This window comes from Streptomyces sp. JB150 (assembly GCF_011193355.1).
In the GTDB taxonomy this organism is placed as follows: Bacteria; Actinomycetota; Actinomycetes; order Streptomycetales; family Streptomycetaceae; genus Streptomyces.
Genome location: NZ_CP049780.1, coordinates 1,228,985 through 1,243,320 on the forward strand (window position 1 = coordinate 1,228,985; position 14,336 = coordinate 1,243,320).

11 protein-coding genes are annotated in these 14,336 nt (G+C 71.3%); 3 read left to right on the forward strand and 8 right to left on the reverse strand.

The window, feature by feature from the left end:
• The first annotated feature begins 54 nt into the window (after window positions 1-54).
• On the forward strand, window positions 55-2,217 hold the full coding sequence (locus tag G7Z13_RS05865) for a regulator (RefSeq protein WP_165996701.1): 2,163 nt from the start codon (window positions 55-57) through the stop codon (window positions 2,215-2,217).
• A gap of 22 nt (window positions 2,218-2,239) precedes the next feature.
• Here G7Z13_RS05865 and rpsD read toward each other — a convergent pair whose 3' ends face one another.
• From rpsD to G7Z13_RS05890, 5 genes are all read right to left on the reverse strand, one after another.
• Window positions 2,240-2,854 (reverse strand): 30S ribosomal protein S4, encoded by a 615-nt coding sequence (gene rpsD, locus G7Z13_RS05870; protein WP_165996703.1) that lies wholly within the window; start codon window positions 2,852-2,854, stop codon window positions 2,240-2,242.
• Window positions 2,855-3,157: 303 nt separating this feature from the next.
• The gene (locus G7Z13_RS05875) at window positions 3,158-4,513 is read right to left on the reverse strand and encodes a replication-associated recombination protein A (protein WP_165996705.1); all 1,356 of its coding nucleotides are present in this window, start codon (window positions 4,511-4,513) and stop codon (window positions 3,158-3,160) included.
• A 49-nt stretch (window positions 4,514-4,562) separates the two neighbouring features.
• Window positions 4,563-5,216: a vitamin K epoxide reductase family protein gene (locus G7Z13_RS05880; RefSeq protein ID WP_165996706.1), complete on the reverse strand. Its 654-nt coding sequence runs from the start codon at window positions 5,214-5,216 to the stop codon at window positions 4,563-4,565.
• Window positions 5,217-5,415: 199 nt separating this feature from the next.
• Complete coding sequence (gene hisS / locus G7Z13_RS05885; RefSeq protein ID WP_165996709.1) at window positions 5,416-6,678, reverse strand: histidine--tRNA ligase; 1,263 nt, start codon at window positions 6,676-6,678, stop codon at window positions 5,416-5,418.
• 13 nt (window positions 6,679-6,691) lie between these two features.
• Window positions 6,692-7,405, reverse strand: a complete 714-nt coding sequence (locus G7Z13_RS05890) for an MBL fold metallo-hydrolase (protein ID WP_165996711.1) — start codon at window positions 7,403-7,405, stop codon at window positions 6,692-6,694.
• 170 nt (window positions 7,406-7,575) lie between these two features.
• On the opposite strand from G7Z13_RS05890, the gene G7Z13_RS05895 reads away from it, so the two are divergent.
• Window positions 7,576-8,385: a peptidylprolyl isomerase gene (locus G7Z13_RS05895; RefSeq protein WP_165996713.1), complete on the forward strand. Its 810-nt coding sequence runs from the start codon at window positions 7,576-7,578 to the stop codon at window positions 8,383-8,385.
• A 134-nt stretch (window positions 8,386-8,519) separates the two neighbouring features.
• The gene (locus G7Z13_RS05900) at window positions 8,520-9,749 is read left to right on the forward strand and encodes a DUF349 domain-containing protein (protein WP_165996715.1); all 1,230 of its coding nucleotides are present in this window, start codon (window positions 8,520-8,522) and stop codon (window positions 9,747-9,749) included.
• A gap of 68 nt (window positions 9,750-9,817) precedes the next feature.
• Here G7Z13_RS05900 and G7Z13_RS05905 read toward each other — a convergent pair whose 3' ends face one another.
• The 3 genes from G7Z13_RS05905 to secF all read right to left on the reverse strand — a co-directional run bounded on the left by G7Z13_RS05905 (window position 9,818) and on the right by secF (window position 14,335).
• Entirely contained in the window at window positions 9,818-12,490 is a 2,673-nt protein-coding gene (locus G7Z13_RS05905; RefSeq protein ID WP_165996716.1) for a bifunctional (p)ppGpp synthetase/guanosine-3',5'-bis(diphosphate) 3'-pyrophosphohydrolase, read from the reverse strand.
• 193 nt (window positions 12,491-12,683) lie between these two features.
• Entirely contained in the window at window positions 12,684-13,223 is a 540-nt protein-coding gene (locus G7Z13_RS05910; RefSeq protein WP_165996718.1) for an adenine phosphoribosyltransferase, read from the reverse strand.
• The gene (gene secF, locus G7Z13_RS05915; protein ID WP_165996720.1) at window positions 13,220-14,335 is read right to left on the reverse strand and encodes a protein translocase subunit SecF; all 1,116 of its coding nucleotides are present in this window, start codon (window positions 14,333-14,335) and stop codon (window positions 13,220-13,222) included. Before secF ends, G7Z13_RS05910 begins: the two co-directional genes overlap by 4 nt.
• Between the last annotated feature and the right edge of the window lies 1 nt (window position 14,336).

Here is a 14,336-nt window from a genome sequence, read left to right on the forward strand (position 1 = left end):
TGTTGCGCCCGGCGATTGTACGGACTGCATACATTTCAGTACGCTCCGTATGCCATGCGGGATCATCAGCGTGGCCACACCTCCCTGACCGGCAATCTCCCTGCGGAGCTCGACGGATTCGTCGGACGGACCTCCGAACTCGGTGCCCTCGTGGCGGCGCTCGACACCTCACGGCTGGTGACGGTGACCGGCGCCGGCGGGGTGGGCAAGTCGCGGCTGGCCGCGCGGGCCGCGGCGCGCTGCGCGCCGCCCGACGGGGTGTGGCGCGTGGAGCTGGCGCCGGTCCGCGACCCGGAGTTCGTCGACCACGCCGTGGTGGAGGCCCTGGGCCTGACGGACCACACCAAGCGGCCGCCCCGCGAGACGCTGCTCGGTCATCTCCCCGGGCGGGAACCGCTGCTGGTGCTCGACGGGTTCGAGCACCTGGTGGAGGCGGTGGCCGGGCTGGTGGTCGAACTGCTGCGGGGCGCGCCGGGGCTGACGGTGCTCGGCGTGGGGCGCCGGCCGCTGGGCGTGGCCGGCGAGCGGCTGTTCCCGCTGGCCCCGCTCGGCGAGGACGAGGCGGTCGAGCTGTTCCTGGACCGGGCCGCGCGGCAGGGGGTCGACCCCGGCGACGAGCAGTCCGTGCGGGAGCTGTGCCGGCGGCTCGACGGGATCCCGCTCGCGATCGAACTGGCCGCGGGCCGGCTGCGGGCGCTGAGCGTCGGGCAGCTCCTGCAGCGGCTCGACGACCGGTTCCGGCTGCTGACCGGCGGCGGCCGGGAAGCGCTGCCCCGCCACCGGACGCTGCGCACCGCGATCGGCTGGAGCCATGAGCTGTGCGCCCCGCGCGAGCGGCTGCTGTGGTCGCGGCTGTCGGTGTTCGCCGGGCCGTTCGACCTGGAGGCGGCCGAGTACGTGTGCGGGGGGCACGGTCTGCACGCGGACGACGTCCTCGACGCGCTGTCCGAGCTGATCGCGCAGTCGGTGGTGGCGCGGGAGCAGACCGCGGCCGGGGTGCGCTACCGGATGCTGGACTCGGTCCGCGCGTACGGCGCCGAGTGGCTGGAGTCGACCGGTGACGCGGACCGGCTGCGGCGCCGGCACCGGGACTGGTTCATGGGCCTGGCGACCTGGTGCGAGCTGGAGTGGTTCTCGCCGCGCCAGTCGGAGGTGGCCGCGCGGATCGAGGCGGAGCTGCCGAACCTGCGCAGCGCGCTGGAGTACTGCATGACCGAGCCGGACGCGGCGCACCTGGGCCAGTACCTGGCGGGGTCCCTGTGGTTCTGCTGGGTCGGCTGCGGCCGGCTGGCGGAGGGCCGTCACTGGCTGGAGCGGTCCCTGGCGCTGGACTCGCGTCACGAGCAGCCCCGGCTGAAGGCGCTGTGGGTGCTCGGTTACGTGACCATCCTGCAGGGCGACGCGGTGGCCGCGCTGGCCGCGCTCCAGGAGTGCCGGGAGGGCGCGGAGCGGTCGGCGAGCCCCACGGCCATGGCGTACGCCGAGCACCGCAGCGGCTGTCTGGCGCTGGTCACGGACGACGTGGACCGTGCAGAAACGCTGCTGCGGTCGGCGCTGCGCCGCTACCGGGAGATCGGCGAGCTGAACAGCAACGTCCTGATGGCGCAGGTGGAACTGGCCATGACCCGCGCCTTCCAGGGCGATCTGCCGGACGCGGTGCGGCTGTGCGAGGACGTGCGCCGGGTGTGCGAGGACCACGGCGAGCGGTGGGCGCGCGGGTACGCGCTCTACGTCCTGGCCTACGCGGCGTGGAGCGAGGGCGACGTGGGGCGCGCCCGCACCCTGCTGGCCGACTCCCTCGTGAGCGCGCACGGTTTCCGTGATCTGCTCGGCTGCGTGCTGTCGATCGAACTGCTGGCGCTGGTCCTGGCCACCGCGGGTGAACTCGCGCAGGCGGCGGTCCTCCAGGGCGCGGCCTCGCGCATGTGGCCGTCGGTGGGGCTGCCGCTGTTCGGCTCGGCGCACTACAACGGGCCGCACGAGCTGTGCGAGGCGATCGCCCGCGAGGGACTGGGCGACGAGCGGTACGAGGCGTGCGTGCGGGAGGGCGAGGGCCTGAGCCGGGCGGAGACGGTCGACCGGGCGCTGCGGCCCGCGCGCGGCCTGGACGCGGTGCCGGGACCGCGCGGGGCGGCGCGGCGTACCCAGGGACCGGCCGCCGACATGCAAAAGCCCGCCGCCTCGCCCACCCGGAAGGGCGGGGAGACGACGGGCTGACGCGAAGGGCGCTACTCCCGGATCAACGGGCGTAGTACTCGACGACGAGCTGCTCGTCGCAGATCACCGGGATCTCCTTGCGGTTCGGCTCGCGGTCCAGGCGGAACGCCAGGGCCTTGAGGTTCACCTGGAGGTAGCGCGGGGTCTCGCCCTCCGGGGCGAAGCCACCCTCGCGGGCGATCTGGAACAGCGTCTTCTCGCGGCTGCGCTCGCGGACCTGGACGACGTCGTCCGGACGCACGCGGAAGGACGGCTTGTCGACCTTCTGGCCGTTGACCTCGATGTGGCCGTGGACGACCATCTGGCGGGCCTGGTAGATCGTGCGGGCGATGCCCGAACGCAGGACCAGGGCGTCCAGACGCCGCTCGAGCTCGACGATCAGGGCCTCACCGGTCTTGCCCTGCACCTTGGAGGCACGCTCGTAGGCGCGGACCAGCTGACGCTCGGAGATGTCGTACTGCGCGCGCAGACGCTGCTTCTCCAGCAGACGGACCTTGTAGTCCGAGTTCTGCTTGCGGCCGCGGCCGTGCTCACCCGGCGGGTAGGGACGGGCCTCGAAGTACTTGACGGCCTTCGGGGTCAGCGCGATGCCGAGGGCACGCGACTTCTTGACCTTGGGGCGGGACTGGTTCGCCACTGTTTCTCATTTCCTAGGTTCGGCTTGTCAGGGTTTCGGGAGGTCGCATCCGCAGCCGGGGAAACCCGCCGGGTCCGCGCGGGACCTGCCGGGCAGCCGCTCCCCTTGCTGGGCACATACGTGCAGCACGCGAGTGGCCCACCGACCGTTCCCGGGCGCTTGCCGGGTGGGTGGTGGGCTGCCCGCGACACCTTCGACGGTGCGCGACGCTCCTGGAGCCGGTCCCGGGGGGACCGGTGCTCCGGCTGACCGTCCCGTTCTGACAGCACGGGACGCAGCACTCCGGGCGAGTCTACAGGGTGCTCAGGACCGTCTGCGACCGAGGTGTTTCCTGGTCCACTCCACCGCGTCCGCGTACCGCGCCTCCGTGCCGTGCCGGGTGGGGGTGTAGTACTCCCGGTCCTTCAGGGCGTCCGGGGCGTACTGCTGGGCGGCGATGCCCTCCGGCAGGTCGTGCGGATAGACGTACCCCTGGCCGTGGCCGAGCTTGGACGCGCCCTGGTAGTGGGAGTCGCGCAGGTGGGCGGGGACCGGGCCGGCCAGTCCCTTGCGGACGTCCTCCAGGGCGGCGCCGATGGCGGTGGTCGCGGAGTTGGACTTGGGGGCGAGGGCCAGGGCGATGGTGGCGTGGCTGAGGGTGAGGGCGGCCTCGGGGAAGCCGATCATCGCGACGGCCTGGGCGGCGGCGACCGCGATGGGCAGCGCGTTCGGGTCGGCCAGGCCGATGTCCTCGCTGGCGGAGATCATCAGCCGGCGGGCGATGAACCGGGGGTCCTCGCCGGCCTCGATCATGCGGGCCAGATAGTGCAGGGCGGCGTCGACGTCGGAACCGCGGATGGACTTGATGAGGGCGCTGGCGACGTCGTAGTGCTGGTCGCCGTCGCGGTCGTACTTGACGGCCGCGCGGTCGACCGTCTCCTCCAGGGTGGTCAGGGCGATCTCCGTCTCGCCCTTGGCGAGCGCGGCGCCCGCGGCGGCCTCCAGCGCGGTCAGCGCGCGGCGGGCGTCGCCGCCGGCGATGCGCAGCAGGTGCTCCTCGGTGTCCTCGGGCAGGCCGACGGCGTCCTTGAGCCCGCGTTCGTCGCTCAGCGCCCGGCGGAGCAGCCCGCGGATGTCGTCGTCGGTGAGGGGTTCGAGGGTGAGCAGCAGGGAGCGGGACAGCAGGGGCGAGATCACCGAGAAGTACGGGTTCTCGGTGGTCGCCGCGATGAGGGTGACCCAGCGGTTCTCGACGGCCGGGAGGAGGGAGTCCTGCTGGGCCTTGCTGAAGCGGTGGATCTCGTCGAGGAAGAGGACGGTCTCCTTGCCGTACCCGCCGGTGGCGCGGCGGGCGCCGTCGATGACCGCGCGGACCTCCTTGACGCCCGCGGTGATCGCGGACAGCTCCACGAACCGCTTGTTGGTGGCCTTGGAGACGACGTACGCCAGGGTCGTCTTGCCGGTGCCGGGCGGGCCCCACAGGATCACCGAGGACGGTCCGGCCGGCCCGCCGGAGCCCTCGCCGACCAGGCGGCGCAGCGGTGAGCCGGGCTTGAGCAGATGCCGCTGGCCCACGACCTCGTCGAGGGTGCGCGGGCGCATCCGCACGGCCAGCGGGCTGCCGGCCGGGTCCTTCTCCTGGCGTTCTTCTGCGGCGGCGGTGAACAGGTCGGGCTCCACGCTGGAAACCCTAAATCACCGCACTGACAATGCCGCCGGGCGCTGGGGCTCAGGCCCAGAGGCTGGCGCCCCAGCGGGTCAGGACCAGCATGACGATGATGCCGGTGTGGGTGACCGGCAGCACCCAGGTGAACTCGTCGAGGAACCGCTTCACGCCGGCGGGGGCGGGCAGGAAGTCGTTGCGGATGTTGAACGAGGTCACGTACCAGAACATGGTGAGCGTGGCGACCCAGGCCAGCGAGCACCACAGGCACAGGGCGTTGATCTCGTACAGCGACTGGATCATCAGCCAGGTGACGAACGCGACGCCGAAGAGGGTGCCCGCGTTGAAGGTGAGCCAGTACCAGCGCGGGAAGCGGGCGCGGGCCAGCAGGCTCATGCCGACGCCGATCACGACGGCGTAGGTGACCAGGCCCAGCATCGGGTTCGGGAAGCCGAAGACGGAGGCCTGATCGCTCTCCATGACGCTGCCGCAGGAGACGATCGGGTTGAGGCTGCAGCTGGGGGTGAAGGTCTCCCCGCTGACCTTGCCTTCGAGGATCTTGAACTTGTCGATCGTGATGACCCAGGCGGCGAGCAGGCCCGCCGCGCCGGTGATCACCAGGAGCAGGGCGAAGGCACGGCCGGCGGTGGCGCGCTGCGGCTGCGACCGCGGCTCGGGCTGGGGCTCCGTGGAGGCGTCCTGGACTGTCGTCTTGCTCATCACGCCGATTCCGTCACTTGAGGGGGTGGACCTGCTTCCGGCACCGGACATTGTGCCGCAAGCCGCTGTGGGTCCACCGTTCGCTGCGCATAAGGACATACGGCCGAGGGACGACCGGCGATCGGATCCGGACACCGGCAAAGGCGCCGTGCGGGGCCGGGAGCCGCGAACGGACTCCCGGCGCCCGCACGGCACTTGGTCAGCCGAGCCGCGCTTCCAGCTCCGCCACGATCTCGTTGACGCCGATCGCGGTCTGCTCCCCGGACTCCATGTCCTTGAGCTGGACGACGCCCTCGGCGAGGTCGCGCTCACCGGCCACGATCGTGTAGCGGGCACCGCTGCGGTTGGCGTTCTTCATCGCGCCCTTGAGGCCCTTGGCGCCGTACGAGAAGTCGGCCGCGACGCCCGCCTTGCGCAGTTCGGTGACCTTGGCGAACAGCACCCGGCGGGCCTCCTCGCCGAGCGGCACCGCGAAGACGCTGGTGGCGGCGGGCAGGTCGAGCGCGACGCCCTCGGCCTCCAGGGCGAGGACCGTGCGGTCGACGCCGAGGGCCCAGCCGACGGACGGCAGCGCGGGACCGCCGATCATCTCGGACAGGCCGTCGTAGCGGCCGCCGCCGCCCACCGCGGACTGGGAGCCCAGGCCGTCGTGGACGAACTCGAAGGTGGTCCGGGTGTAGTAGTCCAGGCCGCGCACCAGCTTCGGGTCGTCCTCGAAGGAGACGCCGGCGGCGGTGATCAGCTCGCGGACCTCCTCGTGGTACGCCTTGCAGGCGTCGCACAGGTAGTCGCGCAGCAGCGGGGCGCCCGCCAGCTGCTTCTGGACCGACTCGCGCTTGTCGTCGAGGACGCGCAGCGGGTTGATCTCCGCGCGGCGCAGGGTGTCCTCGTCGAGGTCCAGGCCGCGCAGGAAGTCCTGGAGCGCGGCCCGGTACACCGGACGGCACTCCTTGTCGCCGAGGCTGTTGAGCAGGATGCGGAAGTTCCTCAGGCCCAGCGAGCGGTACGCCTGGTCGGCGAGGATGATCAGCTCGGCGTCCAGCGCCGGGTCCTCGGCACCGATCGCCTCGGCGCCGACCTGCGAGAAGTGGCGGTAGCGGCCCTTCTGGGGGCGCTCGTAGCGGTAGTACGAGCCGGAGTACCAGAGCTTGACCGGGAGGTTGCCCGCCTTGTGCAGGTTGGCCTCCAGGGCCGCGCGCAGCACGGACGCGGTGCCCTCGGGGCGCAGGGCGAGCTTGTCGCCGCCCTTGGTCTCGAAGGCGTACATCTCCTTGGTGACGATGTCGGTGGACTCGCCGACACCGCGCGCGAACAGCTCGACGTTCTCGAAGCCGGGCGTCTCGATGTAGCCGTAGCCGGAGTTGCGCAGCGGGGCGGCGATGGCCTCGCGGACCGCCAGGTACTTCGCGGAGTCCGGCGGGATCAGGTCGTAGGTGCCCTTGGGGGCCTTGAAGGTGCTCACGGGAGGTCTCTCGTCACATTCCTCGTCGGGGAGCGCTCTGCGGGTGCGCTCCCTGGCCGGCGGCCACCTGCCGCAGGTACGGGTTGGTGGCGCGCTCCTGGCCGATGGTCGTCTGGGGGCCGTGGCCGGACAGCACCACGGTCGAGTCGTCGAGCGGCAGGCACACGCGGGCCAGCGAGTCGAGGATCTCGGCCATGTCACCGCCGGGCAGGTCGGTGCGTCCGATGGAGCCGGCGAACAGCAGGTCGCCCGAGAACAGGATCGGCGGGATGTCCGCCGTCTCGGGCAGGCCGAAGGTCACCGACCCCTTGGTATGGCCCGGCGCGTGCGCGACGGTCAGCTCCAGACCGGCCAGCTCCAGCTTCGCGCCGTCGGTGAGCGTCCTGACGTCGTCCGGCTCCCCCACGGTCAGGTCGCCCAGCAGCTGGGCGCCGATGGACCGGCCGAGGGCCTTCTCGGGGTCGCTCATCATGTACCGGTCCTCGGGGTGGATCCAGGCCGGTACGCCGTGCGCGCCGCACACCGGGACGACCGAGGCCACGTGGTCGAGGTGGCCGTGGGTGAGGACGACGGCGACGGGCTTGAGCCGATGCTTCTTCAGCGCCTCTTCGACTCCTGGGGCCGCCTCGTGGCCCGGGTCGATGATCACGCACTCCTCACCGGCGGCGGGGGCGACCAGGTAACAGTTGGTCCCCCAGGCCCCGGCGGGGAACCCGGCAATGAGCACGATCGTCCTTCGTTGTGTCGATACGGGCGGCTGCAGCTTCCGTCAGAGCCTACCGGCGCTGCCGTTTCCTCAGCGAACCCATATACGGTACGGGGCACACGCAGGCGGTCGCTCACACAGACGCACGCGTACCACCCGTCGACGTACGAGACGTATGAGGAGTAAACCCGGTGGTCAGCCAGGAGCAGCGGCGGCGTCAGCTCGCCCGGGAGAAGTTCTTGCGGCAGCAGCAGCGGCGCACCGCCGCGCGGCGCAAGGCCCGCACGCGCAACGCGGTGATCGCATCGGCGCTCGGCGTCGTCCTGGTCGGCAGCCTCGCGCTGTACACGACCGGGGCCCTGAAGGACGACGGCAAGAAGACCGCGGGCGCGGAGGTCACCCCGAGCGCCACCAGCACGCCGCCGGACCCGTGCGACAAGCCGGCCAAGGGCAAGGTCGAGTCGATGAGCTGGAAGAAGGAGCCGGCGATGACCATCGACAAGTCGGCCGAGTACACGATGCGGCTCGAGACGACCTGCGGTGACATAGACGTCGCGCTGAAGGCGTCGGCGGCCCCGCACACCGTGAACTCCTTCCACTTCCTGGCCGGCAAGGGCTACTTCGACCACACGAAGTGCCACCGCCTGACCACCAACGGCATCTACGTGCTCCAGTGCGGCGACCCCACGGCCAGCGGCAGCGGCGGTCCGGGGTACGAGATCAAGGACGAGAACCTGAAGGACAAGAGCCTGAAGGGCAACGTCTACCCGGCGGGCACGGTGGCGATGGCGAACTCCGGGCCGAACACCAACGGCAGCCAGTTCTTCCTGGTCTACCAGGACAGTCAGCTGCCGCCGAACTACACCCCGTTCGGTACCGTTTCCGCCTCGGGCCTGAAGGTCGTGAAGAAGATCGCCGCCGCGGGCGAGAACACCGGCGCCGGTGACGGCGCGCCCAACGCGACGGTCGTGATCGACAAGGCGACCGTCACGAAATCCTGACCGCCATCTGCGAACTTCGGTCGCGCGGGATGCGGACAGGCAACCCGCTGGTCGCCTATGTTGGCCGTGACGAAACTGTGGACGATGCCCGGGGGAGCTGAGACCCCCCGCAGGCATCATGTGGAGGAGGCGCTGTGAGCAGCGACCCGTGGGGCCGCGTCGACGAGACGGGGACCGTGTACGTGCGTACGGCCGACGGCGAGAAGGTCGTCGGCTCCTGGCAGGCCGGCTCCCCCGACGAGGCGCTGGCCTACTTCGAGCGCAAGTACGAGGGACTGGTGGTCGAGATCGGCCTCCTCGAGAAGCGCGTGCGGACCACCGACCTGTCGGCGAAGGACGCCATGGCGGCCATCGACCATCTGCGCGAGCAGGTCGACGCGCACCACGCGGTGGGTGACCTGGACGCCCTGCGGGCCCGGCTGGACAAGCTGGTGCAGACCGTCGAGGCACGCCGCGAGGAGCGCAAGGCGCAGCGCGCGAAGCAGGCCGACGAGGCCCGGCACGCCAAGGAGGCGCTGGTCGCCGAGGCGGAGGAGCTGGCCCAGTCCGACCAGTGGCGGGCGGCCGGGGAGCGGCTGCGGGCGCTGGTGGACACCTGGAAGGGGCTGCCGCGGCTGGACCGCAAGTCGGACGACGAGCTGTGGCACCGCTTCTCGCACGCGCGGTCGGCGTTCTCCAAGCGGCGCAAGGCGCACTTCGCGCAGCTCGACGCGCAGCGCGAGGAGGCCCGCAGGACCAAGGAGCGGCTGGTCGCCGAGGCCGAGGCGCTGTCGGACTCCACCGACTGGGGTCCGACCGCCGCGCGCTACCGCGAGCTGATGGCGGAGTGGAAGGCCGCCGGCCGGGCGCAGCGCGAGCACGAGGACGACCTGTGGAACCGCTTCCGCGGCGCCCAGGACGTGTTCTTCGCCGCCCGCAGCTCGGTGTTCGCCGAGCGTGACGCCGAGCAGGCCGAGAACCTGAAGCTGAAGGAGGAGCTGGCCGAGGAGGCCGAGAAGCTGCTCCCGATCACCGACCTGAAGGCCGCGCGGGCCGCCTTCCGCTCGATCAACGAGCGCTGGGAGGCCATCGGCCATGTGCCGCGCGACGCCCGGCCGAAGGTCGAGGGCCGGATGCACGCGGTGGAGCGGGCGCTCCAGGAGGCCGAGGAGGCCGAGTGGCGCCGGACCAACCCGGAGGCACGCGCGCGTGCCGAGGGTCTGACCGGTCAGCTCCAGGCCGCCGTGGACAAGCTCAAGGGCCAGATCGAGCAGGCCCGCGCCCAGGGCAACAACGCGAAGGCGGAGAAGCTGGAGCGCGAGCTGGAGGGCCGCCAGGCGCTGCTGGACCAGGCGCTGAAGGGTCTGCAGGAGTTCGGGGGCTGACGCCCGCGGTCGTACGAAAGGGGCTCCTCTCCGTCGTGGAGGGGAGCCCCTTTCGCGTCGGCGTGTGGTCAGGTCCGGTTGCGCGCCGAGGTCACCCGGTACACGTCGTACACGCCCTCCACGCCCCGGACCGCCTTCAGCACATGGCCGAGGTGCTTCGGGTCGCCCATCTCGAAGGTGAAGCGGGAGGTGGCGACGCGGTCGCGGGAGGTCTGGACGGCCGCGGAGAGGATGTTGACGTGCTGGTCGGACAGGACGCGGGTGACGTCCGACAGCAGCCGGGAGCGGTCCAGCGCCTCGACCTGGATGGCGACCAGGAAGACCGAGGACTGGGTGGGCGCCCACTCGACGTCGAGGATCCGCTCCGGCTCCCGCGACAGCGAGTCGACGTTCACGCAGTCGCTGCGGTGCACCGAGACGCCACTGCCGCGGGTGACGAAGCCGATGATCGGGTCGCCGGGGACGGGCGTACAGCAGCGGGCCAGCTTGACCCACACGTCCTCGACGCCCTTGACGACCACGCCCGGGTCGGCGCTGGCCCGGCGTTTGCGGCCGCGTCCGCGCGACGGCGGCACGCTCTCGTCGATCTCCTCGGTGGCCGCCTCCTCGCCGCCGAAGGCCTGGACGAGCTTCTGCACGACGTTCTGCGCGGAGACGTGGCCCTCGCCGATCGCCGCGTACAGCGCGGAGATGTCCGGGTAGCGCATCTCGTGGGCGAGGGTGACCAGGGAGTCGCCGGTGAGGATGCGCTGGATCGGCAGGTTCTGCTTGCGCATGGCGCGGACGATGGCGTCCTTGCCCTGCTCGATCGCCTCGTCGCGGCGCTCCTTGGAGAACCAGGCGCGGATCTTGTTGCGGGCGCGCGGTGACTTGACGAAACCGAGCCAGTCGCGCGACGGGCCGGCGCCGGGGGCCTTGGAGGTGAAGACCTCCACGAGGTCGCCGTTGTCCAGGGTGGACTCCAGCGGGACCAGCCGGCCGTTGACCCGGGCCCCTATGGTGCGGTGGCCGACCTCGGTGTGGACGGCGTAGGCGAAGTCCACGGGGGTGGCGCCGGCGGGGAGCGCTATGACGTCGCCCTTGGGGGTGAAGACGAAGACCTCGTTGCGGGAGAGGTCGAAGCGCAGCGACTCCAGGAACTCGCTGGGGTCCTCGGTCTCCTTCTGCCAGTCCAGCAGCTGCCGCAGCCACGCCATGTCGTTGATGGCGGCGGCTTCCTTGCCGGCCTTGCCCGCGGGTGCCTTCGGCGCGTCGGTGCGGACCTTGGAGGCGCCGGCCACGGCCTCCTGCTTGTACTTCCAGTGCGCGGCGATGCCGTACTCGGCGCGGCGGTGCATGTCGAAGGTGCGGATCTGCAGCTCGACGGGCTTGCCGTTGGGGCCGATGACCGTGGTGTGCAGCGACTGGTACATGTTGAACTTCGGCATCGCGATGTAGTCCTTGAACCGGCCGGGGACCGGGTTCCATCGCGCGTGCACCGTGCCGAGGGCGGCGTAGCAGTCGCGGACGGTGTCCACGAGGACGCGGATGCCCACCAGGTCGTAGATCTCCGCGAAGTCACGGCCACGGACGATCATCTTCTGGTAGACGCTGTAGTAGTGCTTGGGGCGGCCGGTGACCGTCGCCTTGATGCGGGCGGCGCGCAGGTCCTGCTGGACCTCGTCGGTGACTATGGCCAGGTACTCGTCGCGCTTGGGGGCGCGCTCGGCGACCAGGCGGACGATCTCGTCGTACATCTTGGGGTAGAGGATCGCGAAGGCGAGGTCCTCCAGCTCCCACTTGATGGTGTTCATGCCCAGGCGGTGGGCGAGCGGCGCGTAGATCTCCAGGGTCTCGCGCGCCTTCTTCTCCTGCTTCTCGCGCTTGAGGTAGCGCATGGTGCGCATGTTGTGCAGGCGGTCGGCGAGCTTGATGACCAGGACGCGCGGGTCCTTGGCCATGGCGACGACCATCTTGCGCACGGTCTCGGCCTGGGCGGCCTCGCCGAACTTGACCTTGTCGAGCTTGGTGACGCCGTCGACGAGCAGGGCGACCACGTCGCCGAAGTCGCGGCGCAGGTCTTCGAGGCCGTACTCGGTGTCCTCGACGGTGTCGTGCAGCAGGCCCGCCATCAGGGTGGCCGGATCCATGCCCAGCTCGGCGAGGATGGTGGTGACGGCGAGGGGGTGCGTGATGTACGGGTCGCCGCTCTTGCGCTTCTGGCCGCGGTGCCAGCGCTCGGCGACCTGGTAGGCGCGCTCGATCTGGCGGAGCGTCGACGTCTCGATCTTGGGGTCGTTGCTCCGGACTATCCGCAGCAGCGGCTCCAGCACCGGGTTGTACGGGTTGGCGCGCTGCACGCCGAGCCGGGCGAGGCGGGCGCGGACGCGGTTGGAGGAGCCGGTGCGCGCGGGCTGGGGCGGCGTGGCGGGGCGGACCGGGGGCGTGGGGGCGGAGGCCCCTCGGCCGGAACTCTTGGAAGGCCCTTGGGGGCGCTCCGGTGCGGGGGCACCCGCCGCGCGAGCGGAGTCGGCGGGCGGGGACGGCTTGGGCCCGTCCTGCTGGGCGGCTGCCTTGGCGCCGGACGGGCCGGGCGAGGCCGACGGGCCGGGCGAGGAGGTGGAGGCGGGCGAGGAGGAGCCGCTGCGGCCGCGCTGTGCCGTCCCGCGGGTGTCGTTCTTCGCTTGCGGCGCGGGCGTGGCCGCGGAGTCCGAGGCGCGCTCGGGCTTGGCGGCGGTCAGGTGCTGGGCCTCGTCTGGCAAGAGGGCTCCTCGTGCGCGATCCGGGTCCCCCGGTCAGGCTCCGGAAACCCCATGGTAGCGAGCCCGGGCCCGCGGATCGCCTTCAGGCTGACGGGAAAGCGGTCCACTGGGGAAACACATGAGGCGGGCGCCGGATTCCTCCGGGCCCGCCTCAGCGGTGCCGTACGACCGCGTGGGCGGCCTCGCGGGGTGCTCAGACGACGAGCAGGGCCTCCAGCGGGGCGCCGTCGAGGGCCGGTTCCAGGCGGCTGCGGCCGTCGAGGAAGGCCAGTTCCATCAGCACCGCGACGCCCGCGACCTGGGCGCCGGCGCGGCGGATGAGCTGGAGGGAGGCCTCGGCGGTGCCGCCGGTGGCCAGCACGTCGTCGACGACCAGGACGCGGTCCTCGGCGCTCAGGTCCTCGGCGTGCACCTCGATCTCCGCCGAGCCGTACTCCAGGTCGTACGCCTGGCGCAGGGTGGCTCCGGGGAGCTTGCCGGCCTTGCGGACCGGGATGAAGCCGACGCCGGCGCGGACGGCGACCGGGGCGCCCAGGATGAAGCCGCGGGCCTCCAGGCCGACGATCTTCGTTGCCCCCGTGCGCTCCACGATCTCGGCCAGCGCGTCGGTGAGCGCGGTGAAGGCCGCCGGGTCGGCCAGGAGCGGGGTGATGTCCTTGAACATCACCCCCGGCTCCGGGTAGTCCGCGACATCGCGGATGCGGCTGAGCAGAAGCTCCTTGACGTCGGTCATCGGCGCTTCCCGGAGGGACGGCCGCGGCGGGTACGGGAGGCGGACTGGTCACGCGGGCCGACGACCGCGGGGGCCGCGTCGTCGTCGGCGTACGCGTCGTCGCCGGCGTACTCGGTCTGCGGCTCGCCCTGCTCGGCGCCCTGCGCGCGCTTGGCCAGGACGCGCTTCCTGAGCGCCTTCAGCTGCGGCTCACGCTCCTTGAGGTCGGCGACGAGCGGCGTGGCGATGAAGATCGAGGAGTACGCGCCGGCGGCGAGGCCGACGAACAGCGACAGCGAGATGTCGTTGAGCATGCCGGCGCCGAGGACTCCGCCGCCGATGAACAGCAGGCCCGCCACCGGCAGCAGCGCGACCACCGTGGTGTTGATCGAGCGGACCAGGGTGCTGTTGATCGACCGGTTGGCGATGTCGCTGTACGTCCAGCGGGTCTGCTTGGTGATGTCCCGCGTCTGTTCCTTGAGGCTGTCGAAGACGACGACCGTGTCGTACAGCGAGTAACCGAGGATGGTGAGCAGACCGATCACCGTGCCCGGCGTCACCTCGAAGCCGACGAGGGCGTAGATGCCGACCGTGATGGTGATGTCGTGGATCAGCGCGACGAACGCCGCGACGGCCATGCGCCACTCGAAGGCGATGGCCAGGTAGATCACCACGAGGATCAGGAAGATGCCGAGGCCCTGCCAGGCCTTGTTCGCGATCTGGTCACCCCAGCTGGGGCCGACCAGCTCGGCGTTGATCGTCTCGGCGTCGACCTTCATGTCCGCGGCCAGCCGGTCCTTGATCTGGTCGGACCGCTCGGTGTCGATGCCCGCGACCTGGATGCGCAGGGCGCCGTCGCTGCTGTTGCCGAGCTTCTGGACGATCGCGTCGTGGCCGGAGGCCTCTTCGGCGTACTCCTCGGCCTGGGAGACCGAGACGGTGGTCTTGCCGGTGGTGAAGACGGCACCGCCCTGGAACTCGATGCCCATGTTGAGGCCGCGCACCGCCAGGCCGACGATGGCCGTGATGGTGATCAGTATCGAGATGCCGTACCAGATCTTGCGGTTCTTGACGAAGTCGTAGCCGACCTCGCCACGGTGCAGTCGGGCGCCGAGGTTGCCGAGCTTCGACATC